Source organism: Exiguobacterium sp. s34 (assembly GCF_018617435.1).
GTDB lineage: Bacteria > Bacillota > Bacilli > Exiguobacteriales > Exiguobacteriaceae > Exiguobacterium > Exiguobacterium aestuarii.
Genome location: NZ_JACSKE010000010.1, coordinates 20,157 through 43,829 on the forward strand (window position 1 = coordinate 20,157; position 23,673 = coordinate 43,829).

General features: G+C 46.8%; 24 protein-coding genes and 1 rRNA gene. 1 reads left to right on the plus strand and 24 read right to left on the minus strand.

From position 1 onward, the window contains the following. The 14 genes from KNO87_RS14980 to metG all read right to left on the minus strand — a co-directional run bounded on the left by KNO87_RS14980 (position 1) and on the right by metG (position 16,369). Entirely contained in the window at positions 1-1,548 is a 1,548-nt protein-coding gene (locus KNO87_RS14980; protein WP_214796666.1) for a polysaccharide biosynthesis protein, read from the minus strand. Then, positions 1,532-5,059 (minus strand): transcription-repair coupling factor, encoded by a 3,528-nt coding sequence (gene mfd / locus KNO87_RS14985; RefSeq protein ID WP_214796664.1) that lies wholly within the window; start codon positions 5,057-5,059, stop codon positions 1,532-1,534. The genes KNO87_RS14980 and mfd overlap by 17 nt, the downstream gene beginning before the upstream one ends. A gap of 45 nt (positions 5,060-5,104) precedes the next feature. Further along, on the minus strand, positions 5,105-5,662 hold the full coding sequence (pth, locus tag KNO87_RS14990) for an aminoacyl-tRNA hydrolase (protein ID WP_214796662.1): 558 nt from the start codon (positions 5,660-5,662) through the stop codon (positions 5,105-5,107). Positions 5,663-5,717: 55 nt separating this feature from the next. After that, positions 5,718-6,674, minus strand: coding sequence for a ribose-phosphate diphosphokinase (locus tag KNO87_RS14995; RefSeq protein WP_012727731.1), 957 nt, complete (start codon positions 6,672-6,674; stop codon positions 5,718-5,720). A 45-nt stretch (positions 6,675-6,719) separates the two neighbouring features. Beyond that, a complete protein-coding gene (gene glmU, locus KNO87_RS15000) occupies positions 6,720-8,075 on the minus strand; it encodes a bifunctional UDP-N-acetylglucosamine diphosphorylase/glucosamine-1-phosphate N-acetyltransferase GlmU (RefSeq protein WP_214791155.1) in 1,356 nt (451 codons plus the stop codon). A 184-nt stretch (positions 8,076-8,259) separates the two neighbouring features. Then, complete coding sequence (gene spoVG, locus KNO87_RS15005) at positions 8,260-8,559, minus strand: septation regulator SpoVG (protein WP_214761672.1); 300 nt, start codon at positions 8,557-8,559, stop codon at positions 8,260-8,262. A 140-nt stretch (positions 8,560-8,699) separates the two neighbouring features. Further along, on the minus strand, positions 8,700-9,524 hold the full coding sequence (gene purR / locus KNO87_RS15010) for a pur operon repressor (protein WP_214791159.1): 825 nt from the start codon (positions 9,522-9,524) through the stop codon (positions 8,700-8,702). A 73-nt stretch (positions 9,525-9,597) separates the two neighbouring features. Further along, positions 9,598-10,461 carry a 4-(cytidine 5'-diphospho)-2-C-methyl-D-erythritol kinase gene (gene ispE, locus KNO87_RS15015; RefSeq protein ID WP_214796660.1) on the minus strand — a complete coding sequence of 288 codons (864 nt, stop codon included), beginning with the start codon at positions 10,459-10,461 and terminating at the stop codon, positions 9,598-9,600. A gap of 100 nt (positions 10,462-10,561) precedes the next feature. Then, the gene (locus tag KNO87_RS15020; RefSeq protein WP_012727736.1) at positions 10,562-10,798 is read right to left on the minus strand and encodes a Veg family protein; all 237 of its coding nucleotides are present in this window, start codon (positions 10,796-10,798) and stop codon (positions 10,562-10,564) included. An 82-nt stretch (positions 10,799-10,880) separates the two neighbouring features. Beyond that, entirely contained in the window at positions 10,881-11,759 is an 879-nt protein-coding gene (gene rsmA / locus KNO87_RS15025) for a 16S rRNA (adenine(1518)-N(6)/adenine(1519)-N(6))-dimethyltransferase RsmA (protein WP_214791163.1), read from the minus strand. Continuing rightward, positions 11,756-12,316, minus strand: coding sequence for a ribonuclease M5 (gene rnmV / locus KNO87_RS15030; RefSeq protein WP_214791164.1), 561 nt, complete (start codon positions 12,314-12,316; stop codon positions 11,756-11,758). Before rnmV ends, rsmA begins: the two co-directional genes overlap by 4 nt. After that, complete coding sequence (locus KNO87_RS15035) at positions 12,309-13,595, minus strand: 3D domain-containing protein (protein WP_214796657.1); 1,287 nt, start codon at positions 13,593-13,595, stop codon at positions 12,309-12,311. Before KNO87_RS15035 ends, rnmV begins: the two co-directional genes overlap by 8 nt. After that, a complete protein-coding gene (locus KNO87_RS15040; protein ID WP_214791168.1) occupies positions 13,592-14,359 on the minus strand; it encodes a TatD family hydrolase in 768 nt (255 codons plus the stop codon). The genes KNO87_RS15035 and KNO87_RS15040 overlap by 4 nt, the downstream gene beginning before the upstream one ends. Positions 14,360-14,410: 51 nt before the next feature. Continuing rightward, positions 14,411-16,369, minus strand: coding sequence for a methionine--tRNA ligase (gene metG, locus KNO87_RS15045; protein WP_214791170.1), 1,959 nt, complete (start codon positions 16,367-16,369; stop codon positions 14,411-14,413). Positions 16,370-16,699: 330 nt separating this feature from the next. On the opposite strand from metG, the gene KNO87_RS15050 reads away from it, so the two are divergent. Beyond that, the gene (locus KNO87_RS15050) at positions 16,700-16,993 is read left to right on the plus strand and encodes a transition state genes transcriptional regulator AbrB (RefSeq protein ID WP_012727742.1); all 294 of its coding nucleotides are present in this window, start codon (positions 16,700-16,702) and stop codon (positions 16,991-16,993) included. A gap of 16 nt (positions 16,994-17,009) precedes the next feature. Here KNO87_RS15050 and rsmI read toward each other — a convergent pair whose 3' ends face one another. From rsmI to rrf, 10 genes are all read right to left on the minus strand, one after another. Beyond that, a complete protein-coding gene (rsmI, locus tag KNO87_RS15055) occupies positions 17,010-17,879 on the minus strand; it encodes a 16S rRNA (cytidine(1402)-2'-O)-methyltransferase (protein WP_214796655.1) in 870 nt (289 codons plus the stop codon). Then, on the minus strand, positions 17,851-18,129 hold the full coding sequence (locus KNO87_RS15060) for a GIY-YIG nuclease family protein (RefSeq protein WP_214796653.1): 279 nt from the start codon (positions 18,127-18,129) through the stop codon (positions 17,851-17,853). Before KNO87_RS15060 ends, rsmI begins: the two co-directional genes overlap by 29 nt. Further along, positions 18,122-18,859 carry a tRNA1(Val) (adenine(37)-N6)-methyltransferase gene (locus KNO87_RS15065; RefSeq protein ID WP_214791176.1) on the minus strand — a complete coding sequence of 246 codons (738 nt, stop codon included), beginning with the start codon at positions 18,857-18,859 and terminating at the stop codon, positions 18,122-18,124. Before KNO87_RS15065 ends, KNO87_RS15060 begins: the two co-directional genes overlap by 8 nt. Before the next feature lie 60 nt (positions 18,860-18,919). Beyond that, the gene (yabA, locus tag KNO87_RS15070) at positions 18,920-19,255 is read right to left on the minus strand and encodes a DNA replication initiation control protein YabA (protein WP_012727746.1); all 336 of its coding nucleotides are present in this window, start codon (positions 19,253-19,255) and stop codon (positions 18,920-18,922) included. Positions 19,256-19,278: 23 nt separating this feature from the next. Next, positions 19,279-20,109, minus strand: a complete 831-nt coding sequence (locus tag KNO87_RS15075) for a PSP1 domain-containing protein (protein ID WP_214791178.1) — start codon at positions 20,107-20,109, stop codon at positions 19,279-19,281. Between the two features lie 6 nt (positions 20,110-20,115). Further along, positions 20,116-21,108 carry a DNA polymerase III subunit delta' gene (locus KNO87_RS15080; RefSeq protein WP_214791180.1) on the minus strand — a complete coding sequence of 331 codons (993 nt, stop codon included), beginning with the start codon at positions 21,106-21,108 and terminating at the stop codon, positions 20,116-20,118. Between the two features lie 14 nt (positions 21,109-21,122). Then, on the minus strand, positions 21,123-21,452 hold the full coding sequence (locus KNO87_RS15085) for a cyclic-di-AMP receptor (protein ID WP_031421800.1): 330 nt from the start codon (positions 21,450-21,452) through the stop codon (positions 21,123-21,125). After that, entirely contained in the window at positions 21,452-22,090 is a 639-nt protein-coding gene (gene tmk, locus KNO87_RS15090; protein ID WP_214796651.1) for a dTMP kinase, read from the minus strand. Before tmk ends, KNO87_RS15085 begins: the two co-directional genes overlap by 1 nt. A gap of 3 nt (positions 22,091-22,093) precedes the next feature. Continuing rightward, the gene (locus KNO87_RS15095; protein ID WP_214796649.1) at positions 22,094-23,512 is read right to left on the minus strand and encodes an aminotransferase class I/II-fold pyridoxal phosphate-dependent enzyme; all 1,419 of its coding nucleotides are present in this window, start codon (positions 23,510-23,512) and stop codon (positions 22,094-22,096) included. 72 nt (positions 23,513-23,584) lie between these two features. Then, a 5S ribosomal RNA gene (gene rrf / locus KNO87_RS15100) occupies positions 23,585-23,673 on the minus strand; the annotation flags it as partial.

Below are 23,673 nucleotides of genomic sequence, written 5' to 3' on the forward strand. Positions count from 1 at the left end.
CTAGTTCTCCTTTTTTTCGAGCAAATCGAGTAGGCGTCCTCCGAACGGGATCAATTCCCATTCCGTGAGGGACAGCATTCGAGTGCTCCATAATCTCCATATATAAAGGACGGCTCCACTACACACCATTCCGATTAACCATCCGAAGGCTGCGATTCGTGAATCGACCCACATCTGTCCAATCCAGTTTAACACGGCAATGAGGAAGAACATGGGGACCAGCGCTTTCGAAAGTGATTTGTAATGCTTCGACCGAAACGAGCCGAGCGGAATCGAACGGTCGAGCGCTCGAAAGTTATAAAACGCCATCGCCAAAAAGCCGAGTGAGGTACCGATGGCCGCCCCTTCAATCCCATAGATGGGAACAAGCCCTACGTTTACGACACCCTTTGCTAAAATCCCAACAATCATACTGCGAGCCGCAATCCATTCTCGGTCGATTGCTTGAAGGCAGGTCATGCTTGCAATCGCTAACGATGCCGCGAATGTACTCGTCGCCAAGAGCACGAGCGCCCGCGTGCCTGATCCATCTTCAAATAAGGCCACATTCAAGAAAAACATGACTCCCATCAACCCGACGGTCGCCGCACCCGCAATGGCTGTTGTGACCCGAATCATCGAACGGAGCCCTTGCGTCGTTTTTTGCAAATGTCCCGCTCGATAATGTCGGACGAGTGTTGGCACGTTAGCCATGCCGATCGTCGTTGTAAATAAGATGGCAAATTGGACAAGTGGGTACCCTCGATCGAATACACCTTTGCTCACCTTCGCCTCGTACGTCCCCCCCATCAAATTAACAATGGTAAAGGAATCCACTAGCTGCATCCATAAAATCCCGAGCGAGGCAAACCCGACCGCAAATCCCGTCGTCAACAATAGGCGCAACCCATTTTGAAAAGTGGTGCGCCGTACTTTTACAGTTCGTAAGCCACGCGCCTGATAGATTAAAAAGGCAATCGCCACAACTCCACCGACGAGCGTCGCGCCATATGCGTATTGACTGAGGACGTAGGCATCTTTCCCAAGACGTACCCCGACCCATAATAGCGATAGCATGACCGTCACGCGTACGAAATTTTCTAACACTTGCGACCATGCGCTCGGTCGTAAATCGTCTCTCGATTGAAAAGCACCTCGTAATACAGCAGACGCCGGCATGAGCAAATAACTCAAACTAATGACGCGAAGTGCCGGGGCCAACTGTTCATCCCCTAGTAATCTGGCAAGTGTCGGTGCGAACAGCCACACGGTTATAACAAGTGTTATCGATAGAAGAAGCAACGCATAAAAACTGCCCCATAACACTTCTAATTTCTGGTTCGACCCCTTCGCGCCCACACCGATTTTCGCAATGACGACCGGCATCGCATAAATTCCGAGTGATGCTACGATCGCAGCGAACGGATAGACGGTTTGATACGCATAGAGTCCGAAGTCACCCGCCAAGTTTTGATACGGGACACGATAAGCGAAACTGATCAGCTTCGATACGTAACCGGCAAGAGCGAACAGGACGACACCTTGCGCAAACTTACTTGGCGACCGCATCGCCCACCAACCGCTTCATCAGTTCTTCTAATACAGTATCGGCATCATTCAAGAGCTCTGTTAATGGCATTCGACCGCTGAGTGACAATTTCAGGGCACCGTCTTCTTGACCGATTCCTAGTTTACGACCGAGCGGCATCGTCCATTCCATGAAGGACGGTACATCAAGGGCAGTCGTCGAGTCTTTCGATAAGACAATTTCAATGCGCCCAGATGTTTGCTTGATTCGACTCACTTTCGCCAGTTCTCCATAAATCCGTAGACGCGTCAGTTGAATGAGAAGCGCGACCGGCTCTGGGAATTCGCCGAACCGCTCAATCAATTCGTCTTGTAAGGCAAACAGTGCATTTGGTGTATCTACATATTTGAAACGCTTGTACATCTCAATCTTCAATTCGCTATCCGACAAATAGTCATCCGGGATATAGGCATCCGCTTGGAAGGAGATTTCTGGCTTGAAGACAACTTGTTTCGCTTGTCCACGCATCCGATCTTTCCGTTCTTCAATCGCTTCGGAGAGCATTTGTGAGTAGAGATCGAAACCGACCGAATCGATGAATCCAGATTGTTGCGCACCTAGCAAGTTACCAGCACCTCGAATTGACAAGTCGCGCATCGCAATCTTGAAGCCGCTCCCGAGTTCCGTGAACTCTTTAATGGCTTGAAGACGACTTTCTGCCACTTCGGTCAAGCGCTTATCTTTCCGATATGTGAAGTAAGCATAAGCGATGCGATTCGAACGTCCGACGCGACCCCGGAGTTGATACAGTTGGGATAGCCCCATCTTGTCAGCATCATGAACGATGAGCGTGTTGACGTTTGGAATATCAATCCCTGTCTCGATAATCGTGGTCGACACTAAAATATCTGCCTCCCCTTCTAGGAAGCTGATCAACTGGCTCTCGAGTTCACTCTCGGTCATACGTCCGTGTGCTGTCGCGATACGTGCTTCCGGTAACAAGGCCCGAATCTCCTCCGCTTTCCGTTCGATACCTTCGACACGGTTGTAAAGGAAGAAAGCCTGTCCTCCACGAGCGAGTTCACGCTCTAACGCTTCACGTAGGACAATGCCGTCATATTCCATGACATACGTCTGGACCGGGTATCGGTTCTCTGGCGGGGTTTCCAACACAGACAAATCGCGGATTCCAATCATCGACATATGAAGTGTTCGCGGAATCGGTGTGGCCGTCAACGTGAGCACGTCGATATTCGTCTTCAGCTGTTTTAGACGTTCTTTATGTTTGACGCCAAATCGTTGCTCTTCATCGACGATGACGAGGCCGAGATTTGCGAATGCCACGTCTTTTGACAACACTCGGTGTGTTCCGACAACAATATCAATCGTGCCTTCCTTCAAACCTTTCTTCGTCGCCGCCATTTCACTCTTCGAGCGGAAGCGACTCATGACAGACACGTTGATTGGAAATTCACTGAACCGCTCGAGCATCGTTTCATAATGCTGTTGAGCGAGGACGGTCGTCGGGACGAGAAACGCGACTTGTTTCCCAGCGAGCACTGCTTTGAATGCCGCCCGGATCGCCACTTCTGTTTTTCCATACCCGACATCTCCACATAAAAGACGATCCATCGGACGCGAGCGTTCCATGTCTGCTTTAATCTCAGCAATCGAGCGGACCTGGTCTTCTGTCTCAGCATAAGGGAATGAGGATTCAAACTGACCCATCTCCTCATCATCCGGCGGAAACGCAAAACCGACTGAAGCTTCTCGTGCCGCGTACAATTTAATGAGTTCATCGGCAATGTCTTCAACCGACTTGGCGACTTTCGATTTAACTTTCTTCCACTCAGTGCCCCCAAGTTTATAAATCTTCGGTTCTTTGCCTTCAGCACCGACGTATTTTTGGACAAGGTCGATTTGATCGACCGGTACGTAGAGTGCATCATCCCCGGCATAAACAAGGTGAAGATAGTCCTGGTGAATACCTCCGACCTCGATCGTCTTAATGCCTAAGTACTTCCCGATTCCATGATGTACATGGACGACATAGTCGTTCGGCTTCAACTCTTGATAGCTCTTAATTCGTTCTGCGTTCGTTAAATTCTTCGTCTGACGCTTCCGTTTCGTCACACGTTTGAACAATTCTTCTTCCGATACGACGACGAGACGACTCGTCGACAATTCGAACCCACCCTCGATTTGACCGATGATGACCGATACACGTCTCGGCTCTAATTCACCGTCTACATTCGTGAACGTTGAATGAATGCCGTAGTCTGAAAGGAGCGCCTCAATCTTGTCAGCACGCGACTTGTCTCCCGCAAGCACGACAATCCGTTGGTCCCCTTGTTGCCATCGCTCTACTTCCTGCTTTAACAGGTGCATCTGTCCATGAAACGCCGGTAGTGGACGACAGCTCAAATGGACCGTCGCGGTTTCTGGAATCCCAGAGCGACGAGATGGAAGTAGCGAGAACGCCACTTGTTTCAAGTCACGAAACACTTTGTGCATCGGGACAGCAAGCGTGTAATTGCTGACGGCCTCCCCTTTTTCGATGAGTGAAGAGAACCATTCTGCCTCTTCCCGGTCTTGCACGTCCGCAGCATCATCGATTCGTGCCACTTCGTCTAGAATGAGTACGGCGTCTTTGCCTACGTAGTCTAAGAGAGTGGATGTATAAAGTAATGGTGAATACTTTCCAACCTTGTTCGGGAAATCGCCACGTTCTAAGCGCTCGATGTCGGTTACGACGCCCTCCTCAAGTGCTTGACGAATCACTTCGTTCTCAATCAACTCCACAGTTCGGTCATATTGTTTCCGGAGTGAACGTCCGGCTTGTTTCAACTGATCTTCGGTGGCGATGAACTCGGTAGCAGGCGTAATACACACTTCCCCTACCACACCGAGCGAACGTTGCGTTTCGGCATCGAATGTAAAAATCGAATCGATTTCGGTATCAAATAAATCAATCCGATACGGACGCGCTTCCGTGAGCGGGTAGACGTCTAAAATACTGCCTCGTACCGAAAATTCGCCAGGTGTCGTCACGGTCGCGGTTCGCTCATATCCCATGTCCGTCAATTGCTTCGCAAAGTCTGCCAATTCAAGGTCACTTCCCGGCTTCAACATGACGCGACTATGTTGCCATGCTTCCGGACTCGGCATATAGCGTCGTAATCCACCGAGCGGCACGACAACGACGCCTCCTGTTTGGTCAAGGAGACGAGTACGGGCATCGATTCGAGCGGCCAACAGCTCAGGACTAGATGTCAGCGACAGTTCACCGGCCAGCGTTTCATCAATCGGATAAAGTAATGTTTTTTCCGGTCCGATGAGTGATTCGAGTTGATCGAACATTTTTTGTGCTTGATACATATTATGCGTCACGACGACGAGACGTCTCGATGACGATTTAACAAGTCCTGCGAGGACGAGAGCTTTCGCACTTGTCGTCAGTCCTGTTACTAGTTGACGGTCTACTTTTTGTAGCCGCTCACGAATCACGTTCGTCTCCGGGAGCGCCACCATAAATCTCTCTAAAGCATTCATTTGTTTTCCTCCAACTCATACGACAAAAAAGGGTGCTATGACCCTTTAGTTGTATCGATTCATCAGCGCTAGCCAATCTGTGTCTACAAAATCAGTGGCTGCGGTTACGGCTTTGTCGAGTGTTTCGTTCAATTCCAGCAAGTCCTCTTTCCGATAGTTCATCAACACCCAGTCGACGACTTTAATCGGATGAGGAGGACGACCAATTCCAAGCTTCAAGCGCTTGAATTCGGCGGTCCCTAAGTGCTGAATGAGCGATTTGATTCCGTTGTGACCACCCGCACTCCCTTTTGGACGGAAGCGGAGTTTTCCTGGCACCATATCCAAATCGTCATAAATCACAAGTAAATCGTCAATCTCAATTTTATAATAATCTAAAATTGGACGAACGGCTTCACCCGACAAATTCATATACGTAAGGGGTTTAACAAGTACAACGCGTTCACCATTGATTCTTCCCGTTCCCATAAGGGCATTAAACTTCGCTTCATTCAACGAGATCCCATGTTTTTCAGCAAGACGATCAATCGCCAAAAAACCAACATTATGTCGGGTCATCTCAAACTTTTTCCCAGGGTTTCCAAGACCGACGATGCATTTCATATTCTTTCCTCCTGAACAAAAAAGCCCAAAGGCGAATGCCTCCGGGCCTCGTTTTTTAATCGAATAGGGTACTGACCGATTTGTGCTCGTGGACACGCATGATCGCTTCCCCAAGCAAATGGGCAACCGACATCTGCTTGATCTTGCTCGAGCAAGGACGACCCGTCAAATCGATTGTATTTAAGACAACCAACTCTTTGATCGATGAGTTGTCGATACGCTCCATCGCTGGACCAGAAAGGACTGGATGCGTACAAGACGCATACACTTCTTTCGCGCCCGCTTCGACGATTGCATCCGCTGCAAGTGTGATCGTTCCAGCTGTATCGATGATATCATCAATCAAAATTGCTGTTTTCCCTTCAACGCTTCCGACGATGTTCATTACTTCAGCGACGTTCGCTTTCGGACGACGCTTATCGATGATGGCGATCGGAGCTTTCAAACGTTCTGCCAATTTACGTGCACGTGTCACGCCACCGTGATCCGGAGAGACAACCACGATATCTTTCGCTTGAAACTCTTCAGTTTCAAAGTAAGTCGAGATGAGCGGTACACCGAGTAATTGGTCCACCGGAATATTGAAGAATCCTTGGATTTGCGCTGCATGCAAGTCCATTGTGATGACGCGTGTCGCACCTGCTACCGTCAAAAGGTCAGCGACAAGCTTCGCTGTGATCGGCTCACGTGAGCGCGCTTTACGGTCTTGACGTGCATACCCGTAATAAGGCATCACGATATTGATTGTCCGGACAGAAGCACGTTTGAGTGCATCGATCATGACGAGCAATTCCATGAGCGTTTCGTTTACAGGTGAGCTTGTTGATTGGATGACATACACATCATCTCCACGAACACTTTCCTCGATGTTGATATAGAGTTCACCGTCGCTGAAACGTTTGACTTGGCAATCACTGAGCGGGACACCGATTTCTTTCGCGATTTCTTCAGCAAGCGGGCGGTTCGAGTTTAAGCTAAATAGACGAATTTCTCGTTCGTATACAGTAGACATGTTTAGGATTCTCCTCCATCGTTTTCCATAATGATTGGCAGCTAGTTATCGTTTTGTGTAACCTTCTTTATTCGTTTGGCGTTCACGTGCAATCGCGAGCGCCTCTTCCGGTACGTCATTCGTAATCGTCGAACCAGCTGCGACAATCGCACCTTTTCCGACTTTTACCGGGGCAATCAAGTTTACGTTGCAGCCGACGAACGCATCGTCCTCTACAACTGTCTCGAACTTGTTCTTGCCGTCATAGTTTACCGTGATTGATCCACAACCTAAGTTGACACGTTCACCGATTGACGCATCCCCAATGTAGCTCAAGTGCGAAGCTTTCGCACCGTCACCGAACGACGATTTTTTAATCTCAACGAAGTTTCCGACGCGTGTATTCGCACCAAGTACAGCTTGTTGACGCAAGTGAGCGAACGGTCCGACCTGAGCCGCTTCACCGATTTTGCTATCTGTCACAACAGACTGGCGCACGACAGCATGATCTTCAATCACACTATTGCGGATGTCTGAGTTCGGTCCGATGACACATTCTGAACCAATCGTAGTTTTCCCGAGGATGACCGTACCCGGATAAATGACCGTATCCGAACCAATCACCACATCTGGAGAAATGTACGTTGATGCAGGATCCATGAACGTGACTCCTTCACGCATGAGACGTTCGTTCGTGCGTTTACGCATGATTGCTTCTGCCTGTGACAAGGCAACGCGATCATTGACTCCGATTGTCTCATCGAACGTAGGTGCCGTATGTGCCGCGACGACTTCGCCAGCTTCTTTTGCAATCGAGATGACGTCAGGCAAATAGTATTCGCCTTGTGCGTTATTGTTTCCGACTTGTTTGAGCGCGTCGAACAATAACTCGTTATCGAACACGTACGTTCCCGTATTGATTTCGTTGATGGCAAGTTCGGTCTCGGAAGCATCTTTATGCTCAACGACTTTCGTCACGTTCCCATCTTCGCCACGAATGACACGACCGTATCCTGTCGCATCGTCTGCAATCGCAGTCAGTACAGTAACTTTCGCTTGTTGCGCTTCATGATGAGCGAGAAGGGCTTCTAACGTCTCTGCCGTCAGTAACGGTGTATCTCCACAGACGACAAGTGTCGCTCCTGATTTACCCGCAAGCTCTGCTTCTGCCATTTGAACAGCATGCCCTGTGCCAAGTTGTTGTTCTTGGACTGCATACTCTACCCGTGTGCCGAGCGTATCTTGTACCGCTTCCGCCCCATGGCCAACGATTACGATTTGACGACTGACACCGATTTGGTCTAATTGATCGACAACATGCTCGACCATTGGTTTTCCTAGAACCGGATGAAGTACTTTATAAAGCTTCGACTTCATTCGCGTTCCTTTTCCTGCTGCCAAAATGACTGCAAAACGCTCCATTCTTGATTCGCTCCTATCTCACAACAGCTGTGATTGGTCTGTATAGTTCGGCTTTTCTGCAACTAAATCCTATTTACACCGTTTCTACTATATCGAAACCATGCCTTCGTTTCAATAGTTGTACCATTCCTTAACCATTGAAACGCAAAAAAACAGCGGTAGGCAACCTAACCGCTGTTTGCTGTCATTCATTCGTGCCGTAAGACACGTGCTGGGGATCCAGCACATCCACTTCCATATTGGAATAGGTTTCCAATACAGCCGCTTCAACTTTCTGTCGCATCTCCCCATTGATTGGATGCGCAATATCCCGAAAGATCCCTTCTGGTGTCCGTTTGCTCGGCATGGCGACAAATAGACCGCTACTTCCTTCGATGATTCGAAGGTCATGTACAACGAATTCATGGTCAAGTGTGATTGAGGCCAACGCTTTCATTCTGCCTTCTGTCGCGACTTTGCGAATTTTTACGTCTGTGATCTGCATGTTTCGCATCCCCTTTTTCATCGTTGTCTATGCCATGGTGTGGTCTTCTGTAAGGTTCAGTTGGTTTCGAACGAACGTCATGACTCGATATTGATAACTCTATACCCTCTAATCATAAAACGAAATCAAAATTTTGCCAATCATTTTAGGAACTGTTCCACATTCCCCCGTGAAATGGTGACGAGACCTTCATCCGGGTCAACGTTCGTCAATTTCATTAAGCTAACATATTCGCTGACCATCTTTTTCTCGGCACCTTCTGCTTCCATCAAGACACCGACACCTGCAAGATTCGCCTCGAATTCGTTCAAGAGACTCATCATCCCCCGAATCGTTCCCCCCGCTTTCATGAAGTCATCGATTAAGAGCACATTCGCCCCACGTGGCAGACTACGACGTGCGAGCGCCATTGTGCGAATCGCTTTCGAAGAACCTGACACATAATTGATACTGACGGTTGACCCTTCTGTTACACGACTATCTGAACGGACGATGACAAATGGAACGCCTAATTGTTCTGCGACAGCATAGGCAATAGGAATCCCTTTCGTCGCAATCGTCATGACCACATCCACTTTACGGTCAGCGAACACGGACGCAAAGACTTGGCCCATCGGTTTTACCTGACTCGGATTGCCGAGTACATCCGTTAGGTAGAGGTACCCTCCTGGTAAGAGACGTTCAGGCTTTGATAGTTGCTCACAGAGCGTATCAATCATCTCAAGCGACTTTTCTTTACTCCATCCTGGAATAAACATCACACCACCCGCTGCACCAGGGACGGTAACAAGCTTTCCAATCCCATCATGGGACAGCATCTCACTCACAATGACTAAGTCCTCACTAATGGACGACTTGGCAGCTTTATAGCGACTTGAAAACATCGACAACGAGACAAGCTGATGCGGATGGTCAAGCAAATAACGGGTCATATCAACGAGACGACCACTTCTACGAATTTTCATACGGATTCTCCTTCACATCTTCAATAATAAACGAATGTTCTAATGAGAATATATCACTTTCATTCGTTTTTGTTCAATGTCTTTTGCCGAGAATCCGAACGACGAATACTTCTGGGCAAAATCCTTTTAGACCGTTATAGATTCGATGCGCCTTTTGCTCATGTTCAATGAGTGCAAAGACAGTCGGTCCACTACCGCTCATCAGTACACCTTCTGCCCCACAATGCCGCATCGTTTCTTTGATTTGGTTCACTTCTGGGTGAAGCTTGAGTGTCACACTCTCGAGTGAGTTTCCAAGATTTTCGCAAATTCCATGAAAGTCTTTTTGACGGATTGCCTCGACCATCGCACTTGTGTTCGGATGATGAACTTCATCCATACGCACGGCGCGATACACATCGGCGGTCGATACCCCTAGTTTCGGTTTTCCAAGTACGACATAGCATGGAGGCGGTGCCGGAATCATCTCTAACTGCTCACCGCGCCCTCTAGCAATGGCTGTTCCGCCGATGACGCAGAATGAAACGTCCGATCCGATTTCCGCACCGAGCTCTGCTAGTTCCTCTAGCGACAAGTTTAACGAGAATAATTCGTTCATCCCGCGAAGCGTCGCAGCCGCATCACTCGAGCCACCAGCAAGTCCAGCTGCTACCGGAATTTGTTTATCGAGTACAATCTCAACGCCTTGTTGAATATTAAACCGTTCACGCAACAACTCTGCAGCCCGATACGCCAAGTTCCGATGATCATTTGGCACATAGGCGTGCTCCGATTGAATCCGAATTTCATCCGAATCTAAAACCGTTAACTCTAAGCGGTCTGCTAAATCGACTGTCGTCATTACCATTTCTACTTCATGATAGCCGTCCGGACGCTTCCCGAGGACATCGAGCGTCAAATTAATTTTTGCCGGCGCTTTCACACTAATCGTGCGCATCACGTTCACCCTTCCCATTTGTCTCCTGTTCGACATTGTACCGTAAACAGGCGCACAAAAAAAGAAGCAGCTGCCAATGCATCCGCCCCTCATTTATAAATCAATTGCCGAATTCAATTTTAACTGTATCCGTTAGGACATCAGCGTAGCTATACGAGACACGTTCCACATTGTGCAGGTCTTCATCCAATTTCACAACGAACACCGCAGGATATGTCTCAACGAGCGTTCCAAACCGAGTAACGACTTTCTTACGACCGCCGTTTGCTTTCAACGTCAATCGTTCACCAACATGCGATTCGAGTTTCTGTCTGATTTCTTGTAACGTCTTTGGCATACGCTTCACCTCACTGTTACAAGTATAGCATAATTGAATATGAAAATAAAGTTTAATATTATAACGACTCGTTTTAAGGTCGTCAACTATTTTTAAGTGGTAAAATTGTGTCAGACAATCGTGCGAATTCTTCTAGGCTTAGCGTCTCTCCTCGACGTTTCGGGTCAATTCCTGCCTCGTGAAGCGCACGCTCAAGCTCGACTTTGTGTTCTTTTCCAATATAATTTGTTAAGTTGTTTAGGATGGTTTTACGGCGTTGCGCGAAGCTTGCTCGTGCAACATCAAAGAAAAAGCCCTCATCTTTCACTTGTACGGCAGGTTCTTTGCGCATCCGAAGTGTAATGACTGCCGAATCGACGTTCGGAGCTGGAATAAACACATTTTTAGGTACGACAAAGCTGACTTGCGCCTCGGCATAATACTGAATCGCAATCGATAGCGAACCGTATGCTTTCGTTCCCGGTTTTGCCCCGATGCGCTCTGCCACTTCTTTTTGAATCATCATGACGAGCGAACGGAATTTCACACCACTCTCAAGCAATCGCATGATAATCGGTGTTGTGACATAGTATGGTAAGTTGGCGACAACCGAGATGTCTTCAATGCCTTCTTTTAAAAATTCTTGTTCGACAATCTCGCGTAAATTCATTTCTAAAGCGTCACCGTGGATGACTTTAACATGAGGATATGGGGACATCGTATCTTCAAGAATCGGTAAAAGACGCTGATCAATCTCAAGTGCTACGACTTTCTTGGCGCGCTTGGCTGATTGCTCAGTCAACGACCCGATTCCTGGTCCGATTTCGAGGACACCACTCGATTCACTAAGTTCTGCCGCTCCGACAATCTTACTTAAAATATTTAAATCGATTAAAAAGTTTTGACCGAGCGATTTTTTGAATGAAAAACCATGTCGCTCTAAAATCGCTTTTGTTCGTTGAATTGTTGCAATATCTTTCAACCCTGTTCCTCCTCTAATTGAGCAAGTGCTTGCTCCCACTCTTCGACCGTGACACCGAGCGCCTCGACTCGTTTCACAAATTGTTTCGCATTCGGCTCGCCGATGCGAAGCAATACACCGAGTCGTTTCCGACGTATCGCCGCTGCGGCCCCACCGATTAAATCCGCATCTAATACCATTTTTCGCGTGACGATCGGTTGATTCGTTTCAACACGTGGTTCAAATACGGCGCGCAAGACGCGACGAAGCGATTCCGGGCTCGCATGTTCTACCCCAATCTTCCCACGTTTGCCTTTTGCCTCGGCCCGTGGCAGGTGAGCATGTTTACACCCTTTGACCCGCTCTTCGACGATTGATCGAATACGATCTCCCGGATAATCCGGATCGGTTAAAATGATAACTCCACGCTTCTCTTGCGCACGGCGAATCCGTTCGATTGTCTGATCAGATACGGCAGAGCCGTTCGTCTCAATCGTATCGACCTCAAACACTTCCTGAAGTCGTGCCGTATCGTCACGTCCTTCTACGACAATAATTTCTTGTATTTTCTCACGCATTGTCTGTTCCTTCTTTCTCTTCTTCCTGCTTCGGAATGACCCAGATGGTAAGTGGTTTGCGACCAAACGTCACAGCCTCCTCCAACTCATCCATCATGATGTCGATTTTTTGACCTTTGATTGCGCTACCCGTATCTAGAGCAATCGCCATGCCAATTCCTTCAACATACACGCGAGTACCGAGAGGAATGATGGCCGGGTCGACGGCGATGATGCGCATGCCTTCAAAGAGAATCGTGTCCGTTACATCATAACCGCTTCTTGTCAGCACGCGTCCGTCATACGTCACCGTATCTTCTGGATTGTTCGTATAAGCCGTCGCTTCCACGAGTAACTGCTTCGCGGATGAGAAATCTAATACGTCGTCCGTTTTCGGCGGTTCCACAATCTCGACTTCAGCTTCTGGAATGAACGGGCTCGATTCGTCCGCTGTCGTAGGTTCTGTAACGGGCTCTGTGACTTTCTTCGTACCTACTTTGATCACCTGTGGTATCGCTTTACGTAACGTCTCGACATCCGTTTTCGTACGATTCGTAATTGTACCATTTTCCACCGTAAGTGCATACCTTGTTCGTTCGAGTCCAGGAACTCCGACCTGCACGGTTTGCTTCACACCTTCTTCAAGCGTGTCATCCTCTTCCTCGACCATATCGTATGGAATCAACTGACTTTCATATTGGACGACATCACGATTCGTATTGACTGTAACCGTCATGCCTTCTCGTATCGGGGTCGATGCGTCTGGTAATACGGTATCACGCTCTGTCACATCAATTTTCTCTTCTCTTAGTAATTGCTCCACATTCGTTGCCATCGTATAGATGGTCGACGCATCTTCCCCGACAATGAGATTGACTGCAACAACGGGTTGATAGCGAATCGTCATTCCATTCGTCACGGGTGTGCGTACAGACGGATAGATCGTGTCTCCATCCCGTACGGTCACCCCATACCGTAATAACACGTCTTCCACGGTCCGTTCTCTCGTTTGAATCGATTCGGTTTGTCCGTACCCGATTTGGAGTGAGACCTCATGTGAACGTTCGATTCGAATGAGACGATCTTCCGGAACGTCCTCACTCAGTGCCGGTGTGACGTAATCCGTTTCATCCAATGTGATATTCAATTCCTCGAGTACCTCGAGAACGGAATCGGCTCGTGTCTCATGCTCAATCATCACACCATCATCGATGACCTGAATCGTTTCAGGTTGCAACATCACGTATGCGACAGACGCAGTTACAATCACGCCTATACTGGCGAATACGCGCTTGATCATGGGAGACGGAACAGCTTCTTCGCATTGGCCGTCGTTGCTTCTTCTAGTTCCTCGTATGGCATATCTCGAAGTGACGCAATTTCTTCCGCGACGTATTTCACATATGCCGGTTCGTTGCGTTTTCCGCGGAACGGAGTCGGCGTCAAGTAAGGGCAGTCCGTTTCGACAAGAAGACGATCTAACGGTACTTCTTGTGCGACTTGTTTTGGAACTTTTGCATTTTTGAACGTGACCGGTCCTCCTAAGGAAATATAGAAGTTCAAGTCTAGGCAGCGAGGGAGAAGTTCTACAGACATGCTGTAACTATGGAACACCCCACCGACTTCCTCCGCATGTTCCTCTTCTAAAATATCGAGCACATCTGCCGTCGCTTCGCGGTTATGGATAACGATTGGCATGTTTGTCCGCTTCGCGATGGCAATTTGTTGACGGAATAAACGCTGTTGCACGTCTTTCGGTGACTTGTCCCAGTGATAGTCAAGACCAATTTCACCGAGTGCCATCACTTTCGGATGACTCATGAGCGTCTCGATCCGCTCTAAATCAGCATCCGTACAATCGATCGCATCGACAGGGTGCCATCCTACGATGGCATAGATGTCTTCATGTGCCTCGGCTAGCTCGATGGCTCGGTCAATCGTCGGCGTATCAAATCCGACGACAAGTAGCGGAGAAACGCCTGCTTCTCTCGCCCGCTCAATCGTCTCTTCCACATCTTCATTGAACTGTTCCGCGTTAATATGCGTGTGTGTATCAATCAACATCTTGTTTCCTCCTTAGAAAAAGAGAGGGAGACCGTGGTCTCCCCCATTTCATTATTTGACGATGGCACCGTTCGGCATCTGATCAGAGACTGTCGCGAGTTCTAGCTTCCCATCACGGTCCGCAGCTAAAATCATCCCTTGTGACAATTCTCCACGAAGCTTGACTGGTTTCAAGTTTGCGACAACGATGACTTTTTTGCCAACTAAATCTTCAGGCGCATACCATTCAGCGATGCCCGACACAATTTGACGTGTCTCTTTTCCGAGATCGACTTGAAGTTTCAACAGTTTCTTCGCTTTTTTGATCTTATCGGCTTCTACGATTTGACCGACACGGAATTCGACTTGGTCAAAAACGTCGATTGTGATTTCAGGACGAACATCTTCATCGACTTCCTCAGTCGTTGTTTCTGTTTCTTCGATACGTGCTTTCGACGCTTGACGCATCATTTCTTGAATCGCATCCACTTCTTCCTTCACATCGCGACGTGGGAAGATTGGTGTACCATCCGTTACGACAGCGTCATTGAAGTCGGCGAACGTATCTAGTGCCTCCCACGACATGTCTTCCCCTTCGAGTCCGAGTTGACGGAACATCTCTTTCGGGGCACGTGTCATGAACGGTTGAATCATAATCGCAACATGACGAAGTACGCCCGCAAGGTGTGTCATGACAGATGCTAACTCTTCCCGTTTCGATTCATCTTTCACGAGAACCCATGGTTGTGTCTCATCGATATATTTATTCGCGCGACTGACGAGTTGCCAGATGTTTGTGAGGGCGACCGAAAACTCCATGTGCTCCATGGCTTCTTCTGTTTTGCGAGTCGTTTCCTTCACCATGCTTAACAAGGCATCGTCAAACGCTGTGACATTTCCGTTATAAGCCGGAATATTCCCGTCGAAATACTTTTTAATCATTGCGATCGTACGATTCAATAAGTTTCCAAGATCGTTCGCTAAATCAAAGTTCAAGCGATCGACGAACGCTTCTGGTGTGAATGTACCGTCTGCTCCGAACGGCACTTCACGAAGAAGGTAGTAACGAACAGAATCGAGTCCGTAGCGGTCAATCAATGGAATTGGATCTACTACGTTTCCTTTTGATTTGGACATCTTCCCGTCCTTCATGAGCAACCAACCGTGCGCAAATACTTGTTTTGGTAACGGAAGGTCAAGCGCCATTAAGAGCGCTGGCCAAATAATCGTGTGGAAACGAACGATCTCCTTCCCGACTAAATGGACATCAGCTGGCCAGTAGCGATTGAAGAGCTCGTCGTTGTCTGTCCCGTACCCGAGTGACGAGATGTAGTTCGTGAGGGCGTCGACCCACACATAAACAACGTGCTTCGGATTCGACGGGACTTGTACGCCCCAATCAAACGTCGTACGCGACACCGCCAAATCTTGGAGACCTGGCTTCAAGAAGTTGTTAATCATCTCGGTCTTACGAGATTCCGGCAAGATGAATTCAGGATGTGACTCGAAATATTCAATCAAGCGATCCGCGTATTTGCTGAGGCGGAAGAAATAACACTCTTCACGCACGAGCTCGACCGGATGTCCGCTGTCAGGACTTTTTCCATCAACGAGTTGTGATTCCGTATAGTACGTCTCATCAGGTACGGAATACCATCCTTCGTATTCACCAAGATAGATATCTCCATTTTTAAGTAACGTCTCAAAGACGTGTTCGACAACCTTCTTATGACGATCTTCTGTCGTACGGATGTAGTCATCGTATGAGATTTCAAGGCGGTCCCATAAAACTTTGATTTCTTCCACGACTTCATCGACGAAGGCTTGTGGCGTCACGCCTGCTTCTTTTGCCTTTTCTTGAATCTTTTGACCATGCTCATCCGTCCCTGTTAAATAACGGACATCAAATCCTTTTAAACGTTTGTAGCGAGCAACCGCATCACCTGCTACCGTGGTATATGCGTGACCGATGTGCAATTTCGCACTCGGATAATAAATTGGGGTTGTAATATAAAAAGTCGGCTTCGCCATGATTTATTCTCCATCCTTTCGACATATGCAATTCTCATTATACACGGTTCGACAAAAGAATTTCCAAAACTAATTGTTTGGAATTTTTTTGCGTTTTATACGTCATAAATGTTCCAAAAATACCCTTTCTTTGTTTCAAGTTCAAACTATCGGGGAAATTTAGGTATATATCGCTCTTGATTCGACAAATTTCGAAAAATTGCTTTTCCAGATAGTAAGCAGTTGACTGCAATTGGAAAGTTTAGTATGCTTTTTGCTGTAGTCACATTGTCGAATTTTGACGATTCATGTCACCATGAGATTTCGACACCATTGGAGGAGGAAACACAAATGAAATCTACAGGTATTGTTCGTAAGGTTGATGAGCTTGGTCGTGTCGTTATTCCAATCGAATTGCGCCGTACACTTGGGATCGCAGAGAAAGATGCTCTCGAGATTTACGTCGACAACGATCAAATCGTTTTGAAAAAATATAAGCCAAACATGACTTGCCAAGTTACAGGTGAAGTATCAGACGATAACTTCAAATTGGCTGACGGCAAACTCATCTTGTCACCAGAAGGTGCACAACGTGTTCTCGTTGAGTTGAAGAACATGCTCGAAAACTACTACAGCGAAGAGTAAGCAAGGATTTCCTTGCTTACTCTTTTTTGTGGAGTTGATGGTACGCATCATACACATCGTTTCGAGACTCACCACGGTCTTTCGCCGTCTGTTTGATAGCCGCATTCGGCTTCAATCCTTCTTCTATATAGTGAACGACGTGTTCATAGACAGAGAGTGCCTCCCACCACGTCGTCGTAGGAGCCGCTTCTGTCGCACCGCTCACCAGGACGACAAACTCCCCACGTACTTCACCTTCGCACCAATGTAACGCTTCATCAACGGTCCCTCTCAAAAACTCTTCGAACGTTTTTGTTAACTCTCGGCCCAAAACAATTTGCCGATTCCCGAACACTTGTCGAATCGCCGTTAACATCTCTTTCAATCGATGAGGAGCTTCATAAAAAACAATCGTGCCCGGCTCATATTGAATGGATTCGAGAACATCGACACGATCTTTCTTTTTACGTGGCAAAAAACCGTAATAGAGAAAACGCTCTGTCGGAAGACCTGAGGCAACCAACGCCGTAAGGGCGGCATTGGCACCAGGTAAAACGACCACCGGAATATTCGCCTTGATGGCTAACCGAACGAGATCACTCCCGGGGTCTGAAATACCAGGCATTCCAGCATCTGAAACGATGGCAATCGACTTTCCGGCAAGAAGATCTTCAATCAGTCTCGGTCCACTCACTTCTTTATTATGTTCATGATAGCTAATCAGCTTGGTCGGAATCTCAAAGTGACGACAAAGCTTCATCGTTTGGCGAGTATCTTCCGCTGCAATTAAATCCACTTCTTGAAGCGTTCGCACCGCTCGATATGTCATGTCTTCCAAGTTTCCGATTGGCGTCGGTACGACATACAACGTCGGTTGTTCAGTTTGATAACTCTTCTGTGAATTCATTAGTCGTCCCCTCCATCAACTTCTCTTTTTGCCCACGGGTCAATTGTTTGATTGACCATTCATACTGCATGGCCTCACGCTTCGTATCAAACGATTGCACATACCGAAGTCGTACGGGCAGTCGCGCTTTCGTATACTTCGCCCCTTTTCCGGCATTATGTGCAAGAACCCGTTTTTCCACGTCCGTTGTATAGCCTGTATAATACGTCCCGTCCTTACATTCTACGATATACGTATAATGTTTAGGCATCGAGAATGACTCGCATCTCTTCCGTATACGTATCGTCTTCTTCATATACAACAAATGGTGGTAAAATTTTAAGACCTGCTTTTCCATCTTTCGATCCCTCGATTAATAACGTATTCGCTTCGCGTCCAGCTTTCGGATATACGAGCTGCATTCGCTTCGGTTCAATTCGGTAGGCACGCATCAATGTCAGGATATCGAGTAAACGTTCTGGCCGATGCACGAACGCCACTTTCCCTCCCGGTTTGACGAGTTGACTTGCCGTTTTAATACAATCTTCTAGCGTGCACAATACCTCATGGCGGGCAATCGTATGATGTTCGTTTTGATTCCGCAGTGATGTTTCATTCGCTAGAAAATATGGCGGATTGCATGTGACCACATCATAACGTGCATGTCCGAGTTGGGTTGCTGCCGTTTTGACGTCCCCTTCTACAACTTGAATTCGCTCCTCGAGACGATTGACCGCCATGCTTCGATTCGCCATATCGACGAGTTTCGATTGAATCTCTACACCCGTAATCGTTCCTTTTGTACGATATGACAAGAAAAGCGGAATTGCTCCCGTACCGGCGCACAAGTCGACCAACTGACCTTTTTGAATCGGTACCCATACAAACTCTGCAAGTAGCACCGCATCTAATGAAAATGAGAACACATCGTCACTTTGAATAATCTTGCCTGGGCGTCCTAGCAAATCATCGAGGCGTTCTCCATCCTTTACCGTTACCATTGTTTCCTCCTTGTATAAAAGAAAGGCGACGGATAGGGAGTCCCTATCTATCGCCCCGTATTAATGTTTATTGAGCATCGACAAACAGAAGAGACAATCCCCATCTTTTCGTACCTGTCCGTAATGGAGGTTACAAATATGGAATCCTTCTTGATACAGCGCAGCTAAATTATTCTGCCCTTTTCCAGACAATGCGATTTGTGAATCACCATTTGTCGTATCAACTTCTGCCAATTGTTCGACTTTTTCACGCAAGTGATGATTCTCTAGATACATATGCTGGTTCTCTTCAAGCAAATAGGCAAGCTGCTCTTTTAGCACGCCCAAATGCTCCGTTAAAAGTTGCATCTGTTGCTCGATTGCATCTACACGCATCATCACTTCTTTTTTGTCCATTCTTTCCACTGCTCAGCACCCCATCACTGTTTTGACGGTTTTCGTTTAATCGCACCCACTTCAACAAGTTCATCAATCGTATATGTGACGACACGCGTCCGATCGTGGAGTTCAACTTGAATAAGTTGGTCCAAAATGTTGAGACCGATTACACGACCATCACCTTCTGGAATTTTGATTCGCTTGCCGACGTCTGGTAAATCGCGTTTTAGTTCTTCGTACGTGTCATTCTCATATTTCAAACAGCACATCAGACGGCCACAAACGCCAGAAATCTTATTCGGATTTAACGAAAGGTTCTGGTCTTTTGCCATTTTGATGGAGACTGGTTCAAACTCCCCAAGAAATGACGAACAACAAAGAACTCGACCACATGGTCCAATCCCACTTAGTAGCTTTGCTTCGTCACGAACACCGATTTGTCGGAGTTCAATTCGCGTCCGAAACACACTAGCTAAGTCCTTTACCAATTCTCGAAAGTCGACGCGACCCTCGGCAGTAAAATAAAAGATCACTTTATTGCGATCAAATGTATACTCAACATCGACTAACTTCATGTCTAATTGATGTTCTCGAATTTTTTCTTCACAGACGGCGTGAGCATCAACGGCTGCCAGTCGATTATCGCGTACGATATCCGCATCCTTTTGGTCCGCGACGCGAAGGATCGTCTTCAACGGCATGACGACTTCATCTTCGCCGAGTTGTTTATCGACTTGGACGACTTCACCATACTCAATGCCACGTACTGTTTCAACGATGACATGATCCCCACGTTTAAGTGTTGCATCGCCTGGTGAAAAGTAATAGATTTTTCCCGCTTCTTTAAAGCGGACTCCAACTACTTCAAGCACGCGCTTCTATCCTTTCTGCAAATCGAACGAAAGTCGTTCGAAAGTTAATTGAGGATTGACGTTTGCCTCGAGTCGTCGAATCGCCGCATGCACACTTTCAATTGCATGTGTGAGCTTAGAAACAGATCGGTTTTGGATAAATGCGTGATATAAAGCAGCCTCATTCTTAAACAGTTTCAGAGTATACGTATCTCGCACTTTTAAATGAAGTGCCTCCTCTAACCAATGTTCGAATAATTCAAGGCCAACTCGCAATTCATTCCGTCCTTTGAAATGCCCTAACCATTTTTCTTGCGCGAACAAGAGCAACTCTTGAGGTCGTTTCGTCAATACTTCAATTAATTGTACCACTAGCCCGTACGCCTGTACAAACCACTCCTGCTCAAGCGCTTCTTTCGCATCATCCCATTTCGGATAAACGGTCAAGGCGAGGTACGCCAAATCATACGTACATGATCGTTCTTCTGACATCGTCTGTGCCAACTTCGCACGGTCAATCGGTCGGAACGCAAGTTGTTGAGCACGTGAACGAATCGTCGGAAGAAGCAACTGTGGCTGTGTTGTCACTAAAATAGCGAGCTTCCCAACACCTGGTTCTTCAAAGAACTTCAATAAACTATTTGCCGCTTGAGTCGTCATCTTATGGGCTTGATGAATGACATATACTTGACGGTCTCCTTCAGCTCCTCGCAATGATAGGTCACTGAGTAATTGTTGAATCTGTTCTTTTTTAATACTAGCTCCATCCGGTTCCACTTCGATGTAGTCGACGAGATTTTTTGAATCTATGCGTCGACAGTTTCGACACACTCCACAGGGCTCTGCCCCTTGTGGTGATTCACAAAATAAGGCTTTCGCAAACAATGTGGCTGTTTCAATCAAGTATGGCTCATAATCTCCTGAGAAAATGTACGCATGTCCTACTTTATTCGAAACGATTGAATTTTGGATGATTCGAGCGACCACTGTTTGAGACTCATTTAACTCCTGAAAACGCATATGCCCAACTCCCATTAAAACTGATGGAATCCTTCAATCGGCAAGACAAATACAGTCGCGCCTCCGACTTGTACTTCGACCGGATAAGGAATGTAAGAGTCAGCATGTCCTCCCATTGGTGAGATTGGCGTAATCATTTGATCGCGACTCGAACAGTTTGATTGAATCACATCCATTAAATCATCGAGACGCTCTTGTGGAATACCCATCATAAACGTCGTATTCCCCTCTTTTAAAAAGCCACCTGTTGTAGCTAATTTCGTCGCACGAAAATCTTGTTCGACTAATGCGTCAGACAAACGTGCGCTATCCTTATCGTGTACGATTGCAATCACCATTTTCATCATCGTTGTACGCCTCCTTGTTGTAATCGTTCTATCGTATAATCGAGTACCTCGTCTTGAATGCATTCAATTGGTTGATCGCCATCAATCCGGATGATTCGTTCTGGGTACTGTTTGAGTAATGTTTGGAATCCTTCGTAGACCCGCTCATGAAATGCTTGGTCACGACTTTCGATCCGATCGAGTTGTCCTCGATCTTTCATGCGCGCACTCGCTCTTTCGGGACTCAAATCAAATAAAAAGGTTAAATCGGGTGTCAAACCGTTCGTTGCCCATTCATTTAGCGACTGAATTTGATCAAGGTCATATTGTAGACCGTAGCCCTGATAGGCGATGGATGCATCAATGAATCGATCACAAAGGACAATTGCTCCTCGCTCTAATGCCGGACGAATCACTTGTTCCACATTCTGTGCTCGTGAAGCAGCGTAGAGCATCATTTCCACTCGCGGTGTCATCTCATGATGATCTGGGGACAATAAGACTTCGCGGATTTGATTGCCCACAGTTGTTCCTCCAGGTTCGCGTGTTACCACGATGTCATATCCTTTTTGCGTTAGACTTTCAACTAATAGCTGAAGTTGCGTGGACTTACCTGATCCATCCGGTCCTTCAACCGTAATAAACATTCCGCTCACTTTTTAAAACTCCTCTACAATAACATCAATTTGCTCTATCATAACATGCTTACTTGCTTGAAGCTTCCTCCCTAAAGAAATCCACTCTAGGAGCACACGTATTTTTTCCTCAGTGATCCGCTCTCCTTTTAGAATCCACGGAATGCCTGGCGGATACGGAATCACGGTTTCTGCTGAGACAGATCCTATTGCCTGCTTGAAGGATACACGTTGTACTTGCTCATCACCTATCAACGTATATAGTTCAGATACGCGTTGTGTTTGAGGGAACGGAAAAATTGTTTCGTCCTCATCAATAATTGGAACGTGCGTAGCGGCTTTTTTGATTAATTTGATCCAGTGCTCAATTTCCTGTTTCTTTATTTCCCTTAATGGTAAACAGAATAACACATGATCCACAGCCGCTAATTCAATATCGATTCCGATTGATGCAAGATGTTCACTAAAAACCAACCCATTTTTCGGATAAGTCATGACCGTTACTTTCGTAAAGTCATCCCCAACTTTGACAGTAAAACCGGCACGTTTCAGCTCTAGAACAAAGTGGGCATGACTTTTTTGAATAGAAGACCATGCTTCATCCGTTAAGCTTTCTAAATAGGATCGTGCATAGTCTAATGAAGCCATAATAAGATAGGAAGGACTCGATGTCTGAAAGGAAGACAATGCGTGTTTTAACCGAACTTCATCGATATCTTCTTTATAATGAATCCAAGCTCCCATCGTCAATGCAGGTAGTGTTTTATGTGCAGACTGTACGACTGCACTCGCTCCCTCAAAAATTGCAGAACGCTGAAGCAATTTAGGATGAATCAAATGCGCACCATGTGCTTCATCGACGAGTAAGGGGATTTTCAAAGACAACAAAAAATTTGATATCGCACGAATATCCGCCATATCTCCATAGTACGTAGGAGATGTTAACATAACGGCTCGTCCTCCCGGAAATTTTTGAACAGCCTGCTCAATTGTTTCTAATGTCACCACTGTCGGAATTCCTGTACCTCGTTCAATTGTAGGTGTTAATAAGATAGGTTTTAATCCTAGCCATTCAATTGCATTCCATACAGATTTATGTGAATTTCGTTGAACATATACTCGTTCCCCACGTTTTACTGTGGCTGCGAGCATACTCCAGTTTCCAACAGTTGAACCGTTGACAAGCCACTTACTTTTACTCGCATACAGATTCCCTAATGCTTTTTCAGCTTGATCAATAATTCCAGAAGCATCATGCAAATCATCTAAATGTGCTAGTTCTGTAAGATCATATGGCATTACTTTAGCAAATGCATTCGGTAACGTATTATCAATCACGGTGCCATTATGATGTCCTGGGACGTGAAAAGATACGCGATGTTCACTCACATGCTGTTCTAGAGTCTCTAGAAATGTAAAAGGATTTTTCCGAGAAGGAGCCATCTGTTATCCCTCCTAAACTATTGACTATTAAAAAAAGACGATCAAGCATATGCTTGATCGTCTTCTGCGTTGGCCTGGCAACGTCCTATCCTCACAGGGGGAGATCCCCCAACTACTTTCGGCGCTGAGACGCTTAACTTCCGTGTTCGGCATGGGAACGG